This is a genomic window from Ruegeria sp. YS9 (assembly GCF_024628725.1).
In the GTDB taxonomy this organism is placed as follows: Bacteria; Pseudomonadota; Alphaproteobacteria; order Rhodobacterales; family Rhodobacteraceae; genus Ruegeria; species Ruegeria atlantica_C.
Genome location: NZ_CP102409.1, coordinates 2782788 through 2801272 on the forward strand (window position 1 = coordinate 2782788; position 18485 = coordinate 2801272).

Genomic DNA, 18485 nt, shown 5'->3' on the forward strand with positions numbered 1-18485 from the left:
AGCCTCAGCCGAAATAAGGATTAATTGTCGTAATGCCATGAAAAGCGTATCTGCTCAACCAAAGCTCGCGCCGAACAGGAGACCCCAAATGCTGCGCACCGCCACCCATGACACTTCGGTCGTCACCGTCGCGTTCGACACAGGAACGCAAGCCCGCTTTCACGCCGTCTGGTTGCGCGACAACGCGCTGGACCCGGAAACCCGGGCCCCGGGCAACGGCCAGCGGCTGATCACCATCGGCGATATCCCTGCTGACATCTCGGTCAGTTCAGCCGAGGTTGTCGCGGGCGGCCTTCAGGTCACGTTCCAGCCCGAAGACAAAACCGTTACTTTCCCGGCCGAATGGCTGGCCGAACACAACTATGATTGCGAACGGGACGACACGCTGGGCCGCACCGGCCCCGGCATCATCACCTGGGAAGGCGGGATCGCCGCACCCTCTGGCGACTGGAACGAGGTTCATGCCAGCCCTGCGGCCAAACGCAGCTGGCTGGCGTCTGTGGCGAGTTACGGCTTTGCCAAGCTGACGGGCGGGCCAACCGAACCAGAGTCGCTTTTGAAAGTGGCCGACCTGTTCGGCTATGTCCGCGAAACCAACTATGGCCCTTATTTCGAGGTTCGGACGGAAGTGAACCCGACCAACCTCGCCTATACCGGGCTTGGCTTGCAGGCCCACACCGACAACCCCTATCGCGACCCTGTGCCGACGCTGCAAATCCTCTATTGTCTGGAAAACAGCGCCGAAGGGGGCGACTCGATCGTGGTCGACGGCTTTCGCGCTGCCGAAAAGCTGCGTGCGCAGAACCCCGAAGGTTTTGCGCTGCTGGCAGGCTACCCGGCACGGTTTGAATACAAGGGGTCTGACGGTGTCTGCCTGCGGTCCCGCCGTCCGATGATCGAATTGTCGCCGGATGGCGAACTGGTTGGCATCCGCTTCAACAACCGTTCCTCAGCGCCTTTCGTGGACGTGCCTTTCGACAGGATGGAAGCCTATTACGCGGCTTACCGCCAATTGGGCGAGATCATCGACGACCCGGCCATGGGCGTGTCGTTCAAACTGGAGCCGGGTGAAAGCTTCATCGTCGACAACACCCGTGTCCTGCATGCACGGCTGGGCTATTCCGGTGCCGGTTCGCGCTGGTTGCAGGGATGCTATGCCGACAAGGACGGGCTGCTGTCCACACTGGCGGCGATGGAGATGACGCAGCCGGAGGCGGCGGAATGAAGCCCGATTTCTCGACCCTGAACCGGGACAATATCGTCGCCTTCATCGGGGATATCTTCGAACGCCGCGGCGGTGAGGAATATCTGGGCGAACCCGTCACCATGGCCCAGCACATGCTGCAAGGCGCCACCATCGCCGAACAGAACGGCCAGCCTGAAGAGATCATCGTCGGCGCATTGTTGCATGATATCGGCCATTTCACGTCCGAATTCGGGACCTACCACCCCGATGATACCGAAGACCGCCACCACGAGGATGCGGGTGCTGAGGTTCTGGAGCAGTTCTTCCCTTCGGTCATCACCGATTGCTGTCGATATCACGTGGCCGCCAAACGGTATCTCTGCGCCACCAAGCCCGAATATTTCATCCGCCTTTCTGCCGCCTCGGTCCATACCTTGGAACTGCAAGGCGGCCCGATGAGCGCCGAAGAAGTCGCCGCCTTCGAATCCAATCCGAACCTGAAAGAGATCATTCAGGTCCGGTATCTGGATGAGGCCGGCAAACGGGCGGATATGGAGACACCGGATTTCGCCCATTTCGCACCGATGGTGCAGCGCATGGTCGACAAACACCTGGGGGCATCATGACGGCGCCCGAGTACATCTTCGAGGCCAGTTCCAAGCCATCCCTGCCGTGGCACGAGGTTCCCCTGATCCGGGCGACGGACAGCACGGTTAGGGGGTACGGCTGTTTGGTCGACGACCCCGAAACCTTTGAAATCGAGATCGTACGCTGGCCGCAGCAGGGCTGGCGACCGATTGACGACGGCACGGGTGACGAAGGCGGCTGGGTTGAAGGCACGTTCAAATGCGATTGGCAGGGTGACGTGCTTTACGGTGAGAACGAGGCGGTCAAAGGCCATTACGTGCTGGGTTGGTCCGCCGACCCCCAACAGGCACAAACCGACCGGAAAACAGCACCGCGGGATCAAGTGTTGCTGTGGCATATGAACTATCACCCCGACGGCGGGCAGATGTTCTGGCCGCTGGACAACAAGCCCTTCATCGTGCCTGTGGCCCTGCCCGGCGACAATCTGACGCCGGAAAAGATGGTCGCATTCTGGTGTGACGGATCAAGGGGGCTCTATATCCATCCCGGCATATGGCACGAAGGGATTTTCCCGGTTGAGGACAACCAGCGCTTCCTTGACCGACAAGGAGCCGTTCACGCGCGGGTCAGCGCGGATATCGGCACAGAATTCGGCGTCTACCTCGCGTGTCCCCTGCGGGCCGACAAGATCAGGAACCTGTGACCAGGGCATTTTGATGAGTGGCACGGTTGCGGGCGATCCAGATTTGTACGACCAGCAGATACGGTACAAAGAACGCGAAATTCTGAATCAGATCGAACAGGCCCGAGAAATCGGGCTCTGACCCCCACCCGCCGGTCAGCAGATACCACAATGTGTAATGCACGCGGTAAAGCCAGGATCCAAGCGCCAGCCAGAACAGCCGCAATCCCCATGCCCAATGTCCTGCGCGATCCCCTTCCAAAGCCCTGCGCGCCACCATCAGCGCGGCCGTGAAAAGACACAGCCCGTACAGAAAGAAGGCGGCAGACATCAGCGGCCCGCCGATGGTTCCGCGCAGGGGAATATAACTCATGCCTGCCAGCCCGGTGATCAATGCCAGCGCCACCAGACAGGCTCCCATCACGCGGTGAAACCGATTGTACTTGAGCCGCAGCCCCTTCAGCAGTTGAAGCGGGACGAGTACGACCAGAAAACTACCTGCCAGAATGTGCACCAACATCGCGGCATTGCCGACATTCTCGCCATCAGCGAACAGATAGCTGCGCCGGGCGGCGTCCTGCGACAGGCCATCGCCGATCATTCCAACGCCATGCGCAACGAAAGGCAGCAGTGTCAGGTAGAACACCGCAAGCAAAATGCCGGTTGCCAGTCCAGAGCGCCGAATCCTCATGAATCAAAGCTTAGCGTCGGCGACCGCTTCGTCTATGGCTCACAGCCCCAGCACATCCACCATGTCATATTGGCCCGGCGCCTTCCCCTGCCCCCACAGCGCCGCCTTCAGCGCACCACGGGCAAAAATCGCGCGGTCGCTGGCCAGATGACGCAGGACGATGCGCTCTCCGGGTGCGGCAAACAGGACGTCATGTTCACCAACGATGTCGCCGCCACGTATGGCATGAAAACCGATATCTCCGCGTTTGCGGGGACCGGTGATGCCGTCGCGACCCCGGTCGGACACCTCCGACAGTTTGACGCCGCGTCCCTCGGCAGCGGCCTCGCCCAACATCAGAGCAGTGCCGGATGGTGCGTCCACCTTGTGATGGTGATGCCCTTCGATGATTTCGATATCAAAATCCTCATCCAGTGCAGCCGCGACTTTCTTGGTCAGTTGCACCAGCAGATTGACGCCAAGGCTCATGTTCCCTGCCCGCACGATCACCGCGTGGCGCGAGGCCGGTTCCAGCGCGGCGATCTGCTCATCCGTCATGCCGGTTGTCCCGATTACATGCACGCAACGCGCCTGCGCGGCCAAAGCGGCAAAGCCCAGCGTCGCCTCGGGTGCGGTGAAATCGATCACCGCCTGTGCCTGCGCGAAGGCTTCCAGCGGGTCATCGGTAACTTTGACGCCCAGCGCCTGGCCACCCATGGCTTCGCCCACATCCTGACCGACCCAGTCATGCCCCGTGCGCTCGACCACGCCGACCAGACGCGCCTGATCACTGTCGTTTACGGTGTTGATCAGCATCTGCCCCATACGGCCCGAAGCCCCTGTGATGACGATCCCCGGAATATGGGTCATGGCGGTATTCCCTTGCTGCAAACTGCTCAAAGCCTCCTACCCCGTTCGCGCCCGCTTGGCAAAGCCCCGGTTTGCGCTTAGATCGGGGATTATGGCAAAGAACAAATTCCACGATGGCCCCGGCCCGTCCCAACGACAGCTGCGCGTCGGCGAACTGATCCGCCGCACCCTGTCCGAGGTTCTGGCGCGCGGAGATGTCCACGACCCCGACCTGAACCGCATGTCGATCACAGTGGGTGAGGTACGCACCTCGCCCGATCTGAAGATCGCCACCGCCTATGTGCTGCCCTTGGGCGGCAAGGGGCAGGAGGACGTGATCGATCTGCTCGCCCGCAACAAAAGTGAACTTCGGCGCATGGTTGGCAAGAAGGTCGGCCTGAAATTCTCGCCCGATCTGCGGTTCCGCCTTGATGACACGTTCGACCGTCTGGACGACACCCGCCGCATGTTCGAACAGGACGCGGTGCGCCGCGATCTGGACGAGTGATCCGGGCACTTGTCACATTGGGAGCGGTTGTCTGGGCCGCGCAAGCCTCTGCGGTCACTTGCGAAAAGCTGACCTATGATGACAAGCGCTATACCGTCTGCGAAGTCGACGCGGCAAACGAAGACCTGCGCCTGTTTCTCAACGACGAAAACGGGGATCTGCTGGGGCATTTCTCGTCGGTGAACGAGGCGCTGGCCCCCGGCGGCAAGCGTCTGGCCTTTGCCATGAACGCGGGCATGTATCACGATGACCGGTCGCCCGTCGGCCATTATGTCGAGAACGGCAAAGAGGTCATGCGGGTGATCTCCAACCCCGGCCCCGGCAATTTCGGCCTGCTGCCCAACGGCGTGTTCTGCATCCGCGAGGGCCGGGCTGATGTGTTCGAGACGCTGGATTTCCTCGATCAGGCCCCCGACTGCCGGTTCGCCAGCCAATCCGGCCCGATGCTGGTGATCGATGGCGAGTTGCATCCCCGGTTCCTGCCCGATTCGACCTCGCACTATGTGCGCAACGGGGTGGGCACCAGCGCCGATGGCACCCGGGCGGTGTTTGCGATTTCCGAAGATTACGTCACATTCCACGAATTCGGCCGCCTGTTCGGGGACGTGCTGGAAACTCCGAATGCGCTGTTCTTCGACGGCAATATCTCTCGCATGTATGACCGCGCGAACAATCGGTCCGATGTCGGGTTTTCGCTGGGACCGATCGTGGGTGTGGTCGAAGACGCACCTTGAAATTGACAGGGCGATGGCGATCCGCTAGGTCGCGCGCCTCAGCAAGATTGAAGGTGCTTTATGGGACGCAAACGCAAGGGTCGCGACATTTCCGGCTGGCTGGTGGTGGACAAGCCCGCGGGCATGACGTCGACCGCCGTGGTCAACAAGGTGCGCTGGGCGATGGATGCCAAGAAGGCAGGCCATGCGGGCACGCTGGACCCCGAGGCCACCGGCGTTCTGGCCGTGGCCCTTGGTGAGGCGACCAAGACCGTTCCCTACATCACGGATGCTTTGAAGGCTTACACCTTCACTGTCCGTCTGGGTCAGGCCACCAACACTGACGATGCCGAGGGCGAAGTGATTGCCGAAAGCGATGCGCGTCCGTCAGATGAAGACATCAAGCAGGCGTTGACCCCGTTTCTGGGCGACATCATGCAGGTCCCGCCCAAGTTTTCCGCCGTGAAAATCGACGGCCAGCGCGCCTATAAACTGGCCCGCGATGGCGAAGACGTTGAACTGACAGCACGGCCCCTTTGGGTCGAGGAACTGATCCTTGTCGACCGCCCCGACGCAGATCACGTGGTGCTGGAGATGACCTGCGGCAAGGGCGGATATGTCCGCTCGATCGCCCGCGATCTGGGTGAAGCGATGGGATGCCACGGCCACGTCCGGGAACTGCGCCGGATCTGGTCCGGACCGTTCGAGGCCGAAGACGGGTTGAGCATCGAACAGATCGACGAAATGGCAAAGACCACGGCGCTGGACGACTATCTGCACCCGCTGGAAGCCGGCCTGTCGGACCTGCCCGAGCTCAAATGCACCCCCGAAGGTGCAACCCGCCTGCGCAATGGCAACCCGGGTATGGTGTTGGCCTCGGATGTTGAATACGGCGACGAGGCATGGGCCTCGCTGGATGGCAAGGCCGTGGCCGTGGGGGTTTACAAATCGGGCGAATTGCATCCCAGCCGGGTGTTCGCCGCCTGAACCACGTGTTAGGCGAAAAGCATGATCACCCGAACGCACACCAAGGGCGATGCGCCCTCGACCGCCATCTATTCCGACTGCGAGAAATACCGCTATAGCCTGACCCGTGTGTGGGACCCTGCAGGGCGCAAGGCGCTGTTTGTCATGTTGAACCCGTCTACCGCGACCGAAGTGCAGAACGACCCGACGGTGGAACGCTGCGAACGCCGTGCCCGGGCGCTGGGGTTCGGCGCGTTTCAGGTGACCAACATCTTTGCCTGGCGCGACACCGATCCGCGCAAGATGCGTGCCGCTGCCGATCCGGTAGGCCCGGAAAATGACGCCGCCATTCTGGAAGGTGTTCGGTGGGCCGATCAGGTCATCGCCGCCTGGGGCACCCATGGTGCGCATCTGGACCGGGGCCCGGCGGTGGAAACCCTGCTGCGCCGGACCGGCCAGCCGCTGTTCCATCTGGGCTTGACCAAAGACGGCCACCCCAAGCACCCGCTTTATATCGCCTACAGCCAACAGCCCGAGCAATGGTGATTAAGTATTAACCATTTCAATAACTTGACTTTGACCCGACCGCCGATTGCGTGGGATGTTCACCCTCGGAGCATTCTGCGATCGGAGAGGTGTCATGTTTCTGGCCGGATTGATCGGACTCGCCGCCATCGGCGGTGCCGCGTACGCGATGAGCGACATGCTAATCGAAGACGAGGACGTATCAGAGGACGACCCCAATGATGACGCAGAAACTGAACCCGACACCGGAGAGTTTCTTGAGATTGGCGAAAACGTCGAAGACCCGGTAAACCCCGACATCGAAACCCCATCCACTGGAACCGTAATCTCTGAATTCGAAGGAGATCTCGTGATTGCCGGCAGCGATGGCCCGGACCAGATCACCGGTCAGGACGGTGTTGACCAGATCAACGGGTTTGGCGGCGATGACACCATCGACGGCGGCCAGGGCGACGACGTTCTGCACGGGGGCGACGGTACGGACACGATTGCGGGCGGTCAGGGTGATGATGTTCTGCACGGAGAGGCGGATGACGACTTTCTGTTCGGCAATCAGGGGGACGACGCCCTGTTCGGCCATTTCGGGGACGACACCCTGGATGGCGGCGAAGGCGAAGACGAGCTTTACGGCGGTCAGGGTGACGATACTCTGATGGGCGGGGCCGATGATGACGCGTTGCAGGGCGGGTTCGGAGACGATGCGCTGAACGGTGGCGCAGGTGAAGATACGGTCTTTGGCGGCGACGGCGACGACTTTGTCTTTGGCATCGAAGAGGGCGCAGCCGAAAAGGATTTCCTGAACGGCGGCGACGGTGACGACACCATTGTGGCAGGCGGCGGGGATGTGGTGACCGGTGGGCAGGGCGCCGATGACATCGTGCTGAGCCCGGGTGACGAAGACGTCACCGTCATGGGCTTCCAACCCGGCGAGGACAAGCTGCTTGTCACCTGGGAGGATGAGGCCGACCCGGAGATTGAGGTGGAACCCGACGCGGAAAACGCCAACCTGACGCGGGTCATGATCAACGGTCAGGAAGTGGCGCAGGTATACGGGGCCGAAGGTATGTCGGTGGCCGACATTCAATTGATCACCGAAGCGCAACTGGCCCAGTACGGGCAGATGGTCTGATCCCGCAAATTCCCTTTGCCATTTGGTGAAAATGCGCCTATACGCGCCCATCCGCATCGGAATCGGTGCGGTTTTCTCCATGGGCCTGTGCTGGACGACATCCCGGCCTGCGCCATCAACTCTAACCTTTGAAGGAGACCCCGATGTCGATTACTGCTGAAGAAAAAGCACGCGTCATGAAAGAATTCGCAACCAAAGAGGGCGACACCGGTTCGCCTGAAGTACAGGTTGCCATCCTGACCTCGCGCATCACCACTTTGACCGAGCACTTCAAGACCCACAAGAAAGACAACCACGGTCGTCGCGGTCTGCTGAAGATGGTTGCCCAGCGCCGTAAGCTGCTGGACTATCTGAAAGGCAAAGAAGAAGCACGTTACCAGGACCTGATCAAAAAGCTGGGCATCCGCCGCTAAACGCTTTTTTGCAGATGACCTGAAACCGGGTATTCCGGTTCAACGCCCGCCAACCGGCGGGCGTTTTCCGTTGGATCCACCGCAAGCGATACCCCCCTTAACTTGCCAGAGCAGCTGGACATTCCCCGACGGTCAGGGAATGTCCGTTGCGGCACTTGGTTTTAGGCTTTCTGCGTGTTTTCCCAACGCGTGGCATAGTCACTTTGCGACACACTTGCACTTGTCTTGGTGCCGGCAACAGGTTTTCGAACCACATAATCCAGAAGAACAGGCAATCCCGGACCAAAAGTTCCCAGCGGTCGCGGACGTTTCTTTGTCTTGTTGGGGTCCGTCATTTTCACCACGTCACGAGCAGCGTATGGCCTCAATGGCTGCCACACGCATTTCAGAGCCTCATAGTTCATGGCGTTTACCCAAAAGCCGTACACGATCTCTGGGCAAATCTGATAGAAGCCGTGATTGATCCAGTTGTTCGATGGCGAATGTGCGATAAACACACCCCCGGGCTTCAGCATCTTGTCAATGTTCCGGTAGGCGGTCGGCAAATCGAACACGTGCTCGCAGGTTCCACCGTCATAGATAACGTCAAACCGACCAACCAGATTTTCAGGCAAATCCCCCGCGAGATCCTGAACGATGCTCGCACCTTCGAAGTCCGAAAAATCCAGCGAATCCACTTCCGAGAATCCAAGTTTTCGAAAGAATGTTTCCGAGTATCCATCATCCGGGTTGCGAAGGTCAGCTTCGGCCACTCCGGGCAGGTATTTCTGCAAGGTTTCCCTGAACAATGCGGCGGACGTAGACCGGCGCGCACCGATCCAATCCTGCCGCCCCAGCATCAGAAAGCTTCCTGACAGGTCATTGGATTTGACATCTTCGATCAGGCGCGCAGCCAGGACATCAACAATTGACACTTGTTCCTCCGAAGGGTGGCTGAAAGCGGTTTTCTTCGCGTGAACGTCCTATTCTGAGTATTCAATGTCAACGCGATAGCAACTCCAGAGGTCACTCGACAAGGGTGGCTAGTTCCCTGTTCAGGGTATAGTTGGGGGTTTCCCTGCTTCAGTGGCATTCTGACGCCCGAGTATTCGGGATTTCGCAACAATCGCAGCGCCAGCCACAAGCATTGGCACGTCATCAAAACCAGCAGCGTAATCGGTATACCTTCTGACACCGCAGCGCCATGCAAGACGACTAGATTTTCGAGTATGAACCGGGACATATATATCCGACACCACCCAACGCCCAGCTTGATTGTTAGACGCAAATGAGCTTTGTGCTGACGCAGGCTTTTGCAAAAATTAGAAACTTAGATGACCAGCTTCAGCATATCAAACGGTAACAGCACCACATATACAGATACTTCTCCCGGTGGCGGTGTCGTTATCGATTTCGATACGCTCGACAACAGCTTCAGTGCTCAAATCAATGGGGTTGACCTGTTTGTTGGTGGGCCGGGATCGGCGCCCAATGAACTTCAGTTCCAGATTTCTGGCACCTCGGGGCAAACAGTTCGCTTTGCTGACGGTCAGAGATATGAAGTCAACACACCAGCTGTTTGGCAGTTGGGAAATACAAACGGTGAACCCGTGGTCCGCTTGGTGATCAATCCGGATGGGACGGTCGAGCTCTATGGCGTAAAGTCAAGCAATGGCTCGCTTGAACCTCTGGAACTGTTCAACGGAATGACAGTCAATTCCAGTGCTATTGCAGCGGCCTGGAACGACAGCGGTACCAATGATATCGAAATCAACCAGATTTTAACTGGCCCGACCAATGCAAGCGGTGAGTTTGTGGACGTTCTGTGCTTTGCATCTGGGACAATGATTGACACACGCCACGGATCAGTGCCAGTCGAAGACTTGCAGATTTCAGATCAGGTTTTGACCTATGACAATGGCTACAAACCCATTCGATGGATCGGCTCGCGCCACCTAAGCTCTGCCGAGCTTCATGCGCGGCAAAAGCTGAAACCGATTTTGATCCGCACCGGGGCTCTGGGCGACGGATACCCGAAACAGGACCTTGTCGTCTCGCCGCAGCATCGCATTCTTGTGTCTTCAGCAGTTGCGCTGCGGATGTTCGATTTCAAGGACGTGTTGATCCCCGCAAACAAGTTGTTGTCGCTGGAAGGCGTTGACATTATGCAAGACACACGAGACGGTGTTGAATACTATCACTTGCTGTTTGATACCCATGAAATCATCTGGTCCAATGGGACACCGACAGAAAGCCTGTTTACCGGCCCCGAAGCACTCAAATCAGTCTCGGCTGACGCGCGAAAAGAAATCATGGACTTGTTTCCAGAATGCTGCGCCCCACAGTTTCAAGCACGCTCTGCGCGTTTTATTCCGCAACAGGGCAAGCTGATGCGAAAGCTTGTCCAACGACATCAGGCAAATTGCAAACCCCTTTTGGAGAGTGTGCGGCGGCAGACACCCGTGCCCATCTTTGCTCGGGGTTGCGAGTAGATTAGATCCAGGGTTGCTCAGGTCGGCCACAAAAAAACGCCCACCGTTTGGCGGGCGTTCATTTTTGGGTTTCAGTGTATGCTCTACATCTTCGCCCGCTCAGATTTCAGTGCCAGCCACAGGCAGTAACACATCATCAGAACCACCAACGTAAAGGGAATGCCGGTTGAAACCGCCGCGCCTTGCAGCGCGGAAAGACCACCTCCCAACAGCAATGCGATGGCAACCAGGCCTTCCAATGTGCACCAGAACACACGCTGAACCACGGGCGCGTCCATCTTGCCGCCTGCGGTGATCGTGTCGATCACCAACGACCCTGAATCGGACGAAGTGACGAAGAAGATGACGATCAGGACAAGCGCGATCGGGGCTACGATGCTATACAGCGGCAGTTCCTTCAGGAAGCCGAACAACGCTCCCTCGGGGGCGTAGCTGTCAATCACGGTCGCGCGGACGCCTTCCGCTCCTCCTGCGTTCAACATGTCGATGGCGGCGCCGCCGAAGGTTGACATCCACAGGGCGCAGACGGCTGTCGGCGCCAGCAACGCGCAGATTATGAACTCGCGCACCGTTCGACCCTTTGAAATGCGGGCAATGAACATGCCAACAAACGGTGACCATGCGATCCACCACGCCCAATAGAAGGTCGTCCAACCGTGGAAATAGCTGGTGTCTTCTCGTCCGAACGGGTTCGACAGCGCGGGCAGGTGCAGCACGTAGTCGGTCATCACGCTGAAATACCGCGCGATGGCCGTGCCGATGCCCGTTACAGCGATGACGAAGAGGAACAGCCCCACGGCCATGACCATATTGATCTCACTCAGCCGTTTGACGCCCGCATCCATGCCCAGCAGAACCGAGCCCAGCGCGATCAATGTGATCCCGATGATCAGCAAGACAACCACAGTGGGGCTGGGTTCGATGCCGAAGACCTCGTAAAGGCCAGCCGCAACTTGCTGCGCCCCCAGGCCGAGCGACGTGGTCAGACCGAACAACGTGGCAAAAACCGCCAACGTGTCGATGATATGGCCCCACCAGCCCCAGACCCGTTCTCCAAGGATCGGATAGAAGGCCGAACGCAAGGTCAGGGGCAGGTTCAGGTTGTAGCTGAAGATTGCCAGGCTCAGGCCGACTGCGGCGTAAACCGCCCAGCCTTCCAGCCCCCAATGGTGAATGGTTCCGACGACACCGGCATATTCATTTCCAGGCACCGCGATATCAATGCCCAGCGGTGCCGCGTTTCCGCCCTCGGCAAAATTGTAATAGACCGGCTCCATCACTCCGAAAAACAAAAGACCGATACCAATGCCGGCGGCGAACATCATCGCGATCCATCCGGCGTAGGAATAATCAGGCTTGGCGTCCTTGCCGCCGATCCGCACACTGCCGACGGGCAGGATGATCAAAACCAGGCAAAACAGGGTGATTGCATCAACCGAAAGGACCAGAAACCAATCGAACGTGCTGGTCAGCCAGGGCCGGAGCCATCCGAAGAACGAGGCCGCCGCCTCTTGGTTGGCCAATGCGATCAGAACGAACGCAAAGATCATGATACTCGAGATCAGAAAGACCGGGTTGTGGATGTCCAAGCCAAACGGCCGGACATTGTCCTGCCCCAGTTCATATTCCGTTTCGAAGTCGTAAATCCGGGGATCCGGATCCAGCATCTTCTTTGTCTGTGCCATTCGATTGCCCTTCTGTTCGCTAACTGCAAACGCCAAGGTACTCGGTCGGCGGACGGGAATGAGTTTGTTAACCCCCTTGGCGCGTTTCCGTCATTTCGACCGCGGGCTTCATGATAAAAGCTTATACTGCCTTCATATTTTTACAAAATGCATTCGATTGCGGATATGTTAGCGCTACAGTCAATTCCGGATTTCCGTGGCCCCGTATCCGAAAAATAACAGCGACTTTACAGGTTGATCGTTGTTCAGGCTTGAATCTTTTGCATCGGACACAGCAGAAGCCAGCCCCGGCATGAACCAGCCATCCGATGCAGTTTCGCTTTCCTTCCAACGCATTCTCATGTATGCGCGCGGTATCTGAGACGTTGTGCCCTGACCCCGGCACTCGAATGGAAGATAAATTGGGGTCGGCGGCAATGGGGCCGCCACGCAAAACGGGAGACCCGCAGGGGCGGGAGTGCTCCCATCTAGGATACGCATATGTTTGATGTAACGAAAAAATCAATTCAGTGGGGCGAAGAGACGCTGACACTGGAAACCGGCAAGGTTGCCCGTCAGGCCGACGGCAGCGTGATTGCCACCCTGGGCGAAACCAGCGTCATGGCCAACGTGACCTTCGCCAGGGAACAGAAGCCCGGTCAGGACTTTTTCCCGCTGACCGTGCATTACCAAGAGAAATACTATGCCGCCGGCAAGGTGCCGGGTGGCTTCTTCAAGCGCGAAGCACGCCCGACCGAGAAAGAGACGCTGACCGCGCGTCTGATCGACCGTCCGATCCGCCCGTTGTTCGTTGACGGCTTCAAAAACGAAGTTCTGGTGATGTGTACCGTGCTGAGCCACGATCTGGTCAACGATCCCGACATCGTTGCGATGATTGCTGCTTCGGCTGCTCTGACCATTTCCGGCGCGCCGTTCATGGGCCCGATTGCCGGTGCCCGTGTTGGTTTCGTGGATGGCGAATACGTCCTGAACCCGACCGTGGACGACATGCAGGACCTGCGCCTGAACCCCGAACAGCGTCTGGACCTGGTTGTGGCCGGCACCAAAGACGCCGTGATGATGGTGGAATCGGAAGCGTACGAACTGTCCGAAGCGGAAATGCTGGGTGCGGTGAACTTTGCGCATGAGCAGATCCAACCGGTCATCGACCTGATCATCTCGCTGGCGGAAGAAGCCGCGAAAGAACCGTTTGACTTCCAGGCGCCGGATTATTCCGAGCTTTATGCCGCCGTCAAGGCTGCCGGTGAAGAGCAGATGCGCGCCGCCTTCGCGATCACCGACAAGCAAGAACGCACCGCCGCTGTTGCCGCTGCCCGCGAAGCGATCAAAGAAGCGCTGACCGAAGAGCAACTGGAAGACGGCAATCTCGGTTCCGCGATGAAAAAGCTGGAAGCCGGCATTCTGCGCGGCGACGTCGTCAGGGGCGGCAAGCGGATCGACGGTCGCTCGACCACCGATATCCGTCCGATCGTTGCAGAAACCTCGATTCTGCCCCGGACCCACGGTTCTGCCCTGTTCACCCGCGGTGAAACACAGGCGCTGGCCGTGACCACGCTGGGCACCGGCGACGACGAGCAGTTCGTCGACGCGCTGCACGGCAACTTCAAATCGAACTTCCTGCTGCACTACAACTTCCCCCCGTATTCGGTGGGTGAAGTTGGCCGTGTTGGCCCTCCGGGCCGTCGCGAAGTGGGCCACGGCAAACTGGCCTGGCGCGCGCTTCAGGCGGTTCTGCCTGCGCCGACCGATTTCCCCTACACCATTCGCGTGGTGTCGGAGATCACTGAATCCAACGGATCAAGCTCGATGGCCTCTGTCTGCGGCGGTTCGCTGTCGATGATGGATGCGGGGGTTCCGCTGAAAGCGCCGGTTGCCGGTGTGGCCATGGGTCTGATCCTGGAAGATGACGGTGAGTACGCTGTTCTGACCGACATCTTGGGTGACGAAGACCACCTGGGCGACATGGACTTCAAGGTTGCGGGCACCGAGTACGGCATCACCTCGCTCCAGATGGACATCAAGGTTGCCGGCATCACGCCGCAGATCATGGAAACCGCCCTGGCACAGGCCAAGGAAGGCCGGATGCACATTCTGGGCGAGATGGGCAAAGCCCTGTCCGAGACCAACGATTTCTCGGTCCACGCCCCGCGCATCGAAACCATGAACATTCCGACCGACAAGATCCGCGAAGTGATCGGTTCGGGCGGCAAGGTCATCCGCGAGATCGTCGAGGTTTCGGGCGCCAAGGTCGACATCAACGACGATGGCGTCATCAAGATCGCCTCGCCCGATGGTGAGTCGATCCAGAAGGCCTATGACATGATCCATTCGATCGTGGCAGAACCTGAAGAAGGTCAGATCTATACCGGCAAAGTGGTCAAGATCGTCGATTTCGGCGCCTTCGTGAACTTCTTCGGCAAGCGTGACGGTCTGGTCCACGTGTCGCAGATCGAAAACCGCCGCCTGAACCATCCGTCGGATGTTCTGAAAGAAGGTCAGGAAGTCAAAGTCAAACTGCTGGGCTTTGACGATCGCGGCAAGGTGCGCCTGTCGATGAAATGCGTCGATCAGGAAACCGGCGAAGAGATCGTGCCTGAGAAAAAAGAAAAGAAAGAGGAAAACGCAGAGTAATCTGCCCCTCTGACAGACAGCGGAAGGCCCCGGTTTCAACCGGGGCCTTTTTTTGTTTGCGCGGCACCGGGATGGTTAACTGCGGCGCAATTTTGGTAAATCAATTATTAACACTTATTGCGTGTATTAGCTCAACCTTAAGGGGGATATTGCCGTTTTCAAGGAAGCTGTTCGACCGTGGCATCGATTACTGTTTACGAAATCAGCGCAGACCCGTTCAGCAACCGCAGTGTTGATGTTACTGCTGCGTATTCTGTCGAAGTCACGGATAATGACGCCCTGCTGCAAGATCCCGACCCGGATGGCAGCTCGCAACTCGACCTTGGGTCTCTGCCCGGCTTTTCCGGCTCGACCCAGAATTTCAGTACTTTCGAAAACTATACGGGCACGGTCGATGGCGCGCCGGTCACGTTTATCCTGATCCAGTTTTCAAACCCGCGTTACATCATAGTCACTTCGGGTCAGGCTGAACTGAATGACACGATTTCAGACACCAGTTTTTCCGGCATCGCGCCGCCCTCTACCTATAGCACTTTGCCTTCTTTCGTGTGTTTCACCACAGGATCTCTGATCCAGACACCGACTGGACTGCGCCGGGTCGAGGCACTGGAGCCCGGCGACCCGGTCATCACCGCCGGCGGCCATGCCCGCCCGGTCCGCTGGATCGGCAAGCGCCGGTTGTCCGCGTCCGAGTTGCGGCGAAACACGCACCTGTCCCCTGTACGGATCAAGGCGGGCTGTTTCGGGCCGAACGGCCCTTCCCGCGATCTTGTCATTTCCCCACAGCACCGGATTGCCGTGACCTCGGCCATGATGGAGCTGATGCATTGCGAAGCGGCCATGCTGGCCCCCGCAAAAGGGCTGATCAATGGGCACACCATCGTTCAGGAAACGCCTGCACATGGGGTGGAGTACATTCATATCCTCTTTGATCAGCATGAGTTGGTGAATGTCGAAGGACTCTGGTCCGAGTCCTTTTACCCCGGTGACACAAGTCTTGAGGCAATGGCACCCGCCACCCGAAGCGAACTGTTCGAACTGTTCCCGGAACTGGCCAATGGTGAAGGCGGTTATGGTTCAACCGTATTGCCGGTCCTCAAACCCTTCGAAGTCCGGGTGCTGTCGGCGGATCTGGCGGTTCCGGGCTGGAAGGTCCGCCCCAATGAATCCGCGAAAGCCGCCTGACAGCAGGTCAGTGCGCGACACCACCGGGGCCGTGTTTCAAAACATGCCACTGGCCGTAGCTGTCTTTCAGATCCAGTTTGATCGCCGCATCGGCTCGGGTCGAGGCGCTGCCGATCTCGGCAATGGTGAATTCGATCCCGCCGGGAATATCGATGCGTACGCGATGTTCCCCGCCGCCATGCGGGGCCTGAATCGGGCGCCCGGTCGACTTTAGAACGTCACCAACGGCGACGCTGGCCGTTCGCCCTTCGATATCCATCGCAAGCTCAATCGGCAGGTACAGCGTGTCATGTACCGTCTCACACATGGCCCGGAACACGTACCAATGCGTTGCCATCTCTTCGGTTTCTTCGCCGTGAAAGACTTTTTCCAGCGCATCGCGCTGCGCCGCTGTGGCCCCGGGGTCGACGATCACCTGCATTTCGCCGCCACCCTCGAATATTGGCCCGGGCCATGCATAGATCAGGGCGGCCCTGGTTCCACTCAGATCCGTTTCGCCAAAATATCCGTTGGATATTTCAAGCACCTCGAAGCCGCGGCAATCGCCATGCGTCGGCAATTCCTCGAACTGGCAGGGGCAGGCATAACCGCAATTGCAGTTTCCGAAGCTTTCCCCTTCGACGTACCAATCTGTAAAAGCCATGGTCTTCTCCTGTTCAAGACAGTCAGAAAGCCCGACATCGTTGGTCACATGCCCGTATGTATCCGCAACACAAACTATCACAATTTGATTGCAACCTGAACCTGACGGGCGGAAACGGCCGCAAATGGCATAAACCTTGGTTCAATTCGCCCCGTTTCAACCAAAAGCCAATCGCAGGTCTCCTCTGCCATCCCCAGTTCGACCGCATCGCCACAACGCAAAAAGGAGATGCGATATGGAAACCTTGAAACTGCTGACACTGACGGGATTGATCGCAACCGCACCGGTTCTTGCTTTGGCCAATGTCGGACTGGGTGACAAACTGGGCACAAGCGAAGCCGATATCCGCGCGGCGCTGGAAGCCCAAGGGTACCAGATCGAAGAGATCGAGTTCGAAGGTGGGAAGATCGAGGTTGAACTCACCAAGGATGGCGTGGAAACTGAACTGGTTCTGTCTGACACGGACGGGGTGGTGACAGCCATCGAACTCGAAGAAGACGACGACTGAACCTGCAACGTCCAAGGGGCCGCATGAAAGTACCTCAAACGTCTTTGCTCTGGCTCCTTCTGGTGGTGCAGGCCCTCTGCGCCGCCTTTTTCATGACGGATGCGCTGCTGGATTGGACGGGCGGCGACGGCGCGGGCTTTCGTCACCTTCATTCGTTCGAGCTGTTTCTGTCTCTGGCGCTTGTCGGCGGCCTGAGCGCCACGATCGCCCTGATCCGCTCCCAGTCCAGACGGGTGCGCGGCATGCAGCGGCAACTGCAAGTGGCGCAAGGGGCCTTTGCCCAGGTCATCGAAACCCAGTTCAGCGAGTGGCAGCTCAGTGATGCTGAGCGTGACGTTGCCATGCTGACGATCAAGGGTCTTTCCATCGCGGAAATCGCCGGAATGCGACAGACGAAAGAAGGGACGATCAAGGCCCAAAGCGCTGCGGTCTATCGAAAGGCGGGCGTTTCCAGCAGGGTTCAGTTGCTTAGTTTTTTTGTCGACGAACTCCTGTCAGAACCGTTGGTCAGAGAAGTGCCAAACCCACCAGCCAGTCTGCCCTGAAACAGTGGCATAACCTCGTGCCTATTCACTCACACATTCCTAAAGACACGTGAAGTGAAGCCCCGGCGCCTTTCACTTTTGGCCAGCCGCGCCCACACCCGTGATATGCAGATTTCGGAACACTGGAGATGGTTATGTTCACGCGCCTCATTCTCGCGTCTACGGCTCCGGTGATCAGCGCAACGGCGCTTGCCGCGCCGAGCCTGGGCGACGGCACTTATGTTCACGGCTTCATCGGCCACAGCCTGCTACAGGACAGCGATTTCACCGGAACGATCGGTGGCGCGACGCAATCGGTCGATACCGATTTCGACGCAGGTTTCGGACCGGGCCACGCGACAGGCAAGGAAATCCCGCAATGGTCCAATGACATCATCGGAACGCGGATCGAGTTGGAAGGGTCTTATCGCGACAGTGACGTGGATGGTGTGAACTTTACCGGCAATGGCCCGGGGCCCGGGGGCAATAGCTCGGGCGACGTCACGCAGACCTCGTTATTTGCCAATCTGCTGTTCGATTTCAAACAGGCCGGCGTGCTGACACCGTTTGCCGGGTTCAGTCTGGGTGCCACCTAGTCGGATCTGGGTT

At 58.5% G+C, this 18485-nt stretch carries 20 protein-coding genes; 15 read left to right on the forward strand and 5 right to left on the reverse strand.

The features are described from left to right. Nucleotides 1–88: 88 nt before the first annotated feature. Genes NOR97_RS14090 through NOR97_RS14100 form a run of 3 tightly spaced genes read left to right on the forward strand, consistent with a single transcriptional unit; the run spans nucleotide 89 to nucleotide 2477 of the window. Nucleotides 89–1225, forward strand: coding sequence for a TauD/TfdA family dioxygenase (locus tag NOR97_RS14090; RefSeq protein ID WP_171616979.1), 1137 nt, complete (start codon nucleotides 89–91; stop codon nucleotides 1223–1225). Further along, entirely contained in the window at nucleotides 1222–1812 is a 591-nt protein-coding gene (locus tag NOR97_RS14095; RefSeq protein WP_257599493.1) for an HD domain-containing protein, read from the forward strand. The genes NOR97_RS14090 and NOR97_RS14095 overlap by 4 nt, the downstream gene beginning before the upstream one ends. Then, complete coding sequence (locus NOR97_RS14100) at nucleotides 1809–2477, forward strand: ureidoglycolate lyase (protein WP_257599494.1); 669 nt, start codon at nucleotides 1809–1811, stop codon at nucleotides 2475–2477. The genes NOR97_RS14095 and NOR97_RS14100 overlap by 4 nt, the downstream gene beginning before the upstream one ends. On the opposite strand, the gene NOR97_RS14105 is transcribed toward NOR97_RS14100, so the two are convergent. After that, entirely contained in the window at nucleotides 2464–3147 is a 684-nt protein-coding gene (locus NOR97_RS14105) for a DUF2306 domain-containing protein (protein ID WP_257599495.1), read from the reverse strand. The genes NOR97_RS14100 and NOR97_RS14105 overlap by 14 nt on opposite strands. Nucleotides 3148–3186: 39 nt before the next feature. Next, nucleotides 3187–3996 (reverse strand): 4-hydroxy-tetrahydrodipicolinate reductase, encoded by an 810-nt coding sequence (dapB, locus tag NOR97_RS14110; protein WP_257599496.1) that lies wholly within the window; start codon nucleotides 3994–3996, stop codon nucleotides 3187–3189. Between the two features lie 91 nt (nucleotides 3997–4087). Here dapB and rbfA point away from each other — a divergent pair, with 91 nt between their 5' ends. The 6 genes from rbfA to rpsO all read left to right on the forward strand — a co-directional run bounded on the left by rbfA (nucleotide 4088) and on the right by rpsO (nucleotide 8229). Beyond that, nucleotides 4088–4483, forward strand: a complete 396-nt coding sequence (rbfA, locus tag NOR97_RS14115; protein WP_152459376.1) for a 30S ribosome-binding factor RbfA — start codon at nucleotides 4088–4090, stop codon at nucleotides 4481–4483. Continuing rightward, nucleotides 4480–5217, forward strand: coding sequence for a phosphodiester glycosidase family protein (locus tag NOR97_RS14120; protein ID WP_257599498.1), 738 nt, complete (start codon nucleotides 4480–4482; stop codon nucleotides 5215–5217). The genes rbfA and NOR97_RS14120 overlap by 4 nt, the downstream gene beginning before the upstream one ends. A gap of 60 nt (nucleotides 5218–5277) precedes the next feature. Further along, entirely contained in the window at nucleotides 5278–6183 is a 906-nt protein-coding gene (gene truB / locus NOR97_RS14125; RefSeq protein WP_257599499.1) for a tRNA pseudouridine(55) synthase TruB, read from the forward strand. A gap of 21 nt (nucleotides 6184–6204) precedes the next feature. After that, a complete protein-coding gene (locus NOR97_RS14130) occupies nucleotides 6205–6708 on the forward strand; it encodes a DUF1643 domain-containing protein (protein ID WP_170346689.1) in 504 nt (167 codons plus the stop codon). A 94-nt stretch (nucleotides 6709–6802) separates the two neighbouring features. Then, entirely contained in the window at nucleotides 6803–7816 is a 1014-nt protein-coding gene (locus NOR97_RS21170; protein WP_306977554.1) for a calcium-binding protein, read from the forward strand. A 143-nt stretch (nucleotides 7817–7959) separates the two neighbouring features. Next, nucleotides 7960–8229 carry a 30S ribosomal protein S15 gene (rpsO, locus tag NOR97_RS14145; RefSeq protein WP_152459381.1) on the forward strand — a complete coding sequence of 90 codons (270 nt, stop codon included), beginning with the start codon at nucleotides 7960–7962 and terminating at the stop codon, nucleotides 8227–8229. Between the two features lie 161 nt (nucleotides 8230–8390). Here the strand turns inward: rpsO and NOR97_RS14150 are convergent, their stop codons facing one another. Next, nucleotides 8391–9143: a class I SAM-dependent methyltransferase gene (locus NOR97_RS14150; protein WP_257599500.1), complete on the reverse strand. Its 753-nt coding sequence runs from the start codon at nucleotides 9141–9143 to the stop codon at nucleotides 8391–8393. A 399-nt stretch (nucleotides 9144–9542) separates the two neighbouring features. Here NOR97_RS14150 and NOR97_RS14155 point away from each other — a divergent pair, with 399 nt between their 5' ends. Then, on the forward strand, nucleotides 9543–10700 hold the full coding sequence (locus tag NOR97_RS14155) for a Hint domain-containing protein (RefSeq protein ID WP_257599501.1): 1158 nt from the start codon (nucleotides 9543–9545) through the stop codon (nucleotides 10698–10700). 83 nt (nucleotides 10701–10783) lie between these two features. Here the strand turns inward: NOR97_RS14155 and NOR97_RS14160 are convergent, their stop codons facing one another. After that, on the reverse strand, nucleotides 10784–12385 hold the full coding sequence (locus tag NOR97_RS14160; protein WP_257599502.1) for a BCCT family transporter: 1602 nt from the start codon (nucleotides 12383–12385) through the stop codon (nucleotides 10784–10786). A 480-nt stretch (nucleotides 12386–12865) separates the two neighbouring features. On the opposite strand from NOR97_RS14160, the gene pnp reads away from it, so the two are divergent. Further along, nucleotides 12866–15016, forward strand: coding sequence for a polyribonucleotide nucleotidyltransferase (gene pnp, locus NOR97_RS14165; RefSeq protein ID WP_170346693.1), 2151 nt, complete (start codon nucleotides 12866–12868; stop codon nucleotides 15014–15016). Between the two features lie 177 nt (nucleotides 15017–15193). Further along, complete coding sequence (locus NOR97_RS14170; RefSeq protein WP_257599503.1) at nucleotides 15194–16201, forward strand: Hint domain-containing protein; 1008 nt, start codon at nucleotides 15194–15196, stop codon at nucleotides 16199–16201. A 7-nt stretch (nucleotides 16202–16208) separates the two neighbouring features. Here NOR97_RS14170 and NOR97_RS14175 read toward each other — a convergent pair whose 3' ends face one another. Continuing rightward, on the reverse strand, nucleotides 16209–16844 hold the full coding sequence (locus NOR97_RS14175) for a DUF1326 domain-containing protein (RefSeq protein WP_257599504.1): 636 nt from the start codon (nucleotides 16842–16844) through the stop codon (nucleotides 16209–16211). 235 nt (nucleotides 16845–17079) lie between these two features. On the opposite strand from NOR97_RS14175, the gene NOR97_RS14180 reads away from it, so the two are divergent. From NOR97_RS14180 to NOR97_RS14190, 3 genes are all read left to right on the forward strand, one after another. After that, the gene (locus NOR97_RS14180; protein ID WP_171233448.1) at nucleotides 17080–17352 is read left to right on the forward strand and encodes a PepSY domain-containing protein; all 273 of its coding nucleotides are present in this window, start codon (nucleotides 17080–17082) and stop codon (nucleotides 17350–17352) included. A gap of 23 nt (nucleotides 17353–17375) precedes the next feature. Then, the gene (locus tag NOR97_RS14185; protein ID WP_257599505.1) at nucleotides 17376–17897 is read left to right on the forward strand and encodes a helix-turn-helix transcriptional regulator; all 522 of its coding nucleotides are present in this window, start codon (nucleotides 17376–17378) and stop codon (nucleotides 17895–17897) included. 134 nt (nucleotides 17898–18031) lie between these two features. Continuing rightward, nucleotides 18032–18472 (forward strand): hypothetical protein, encoded by a 441-nt coding sequence (locus NOR97_RS14190; protein WP_257599506.1) that lies wholly within the window; start codon nucleotides 18032–18034, stop codon nucleotides 18470–18472. Nucleotides 18473–18485: the final 13 nt, after the last annotated feature.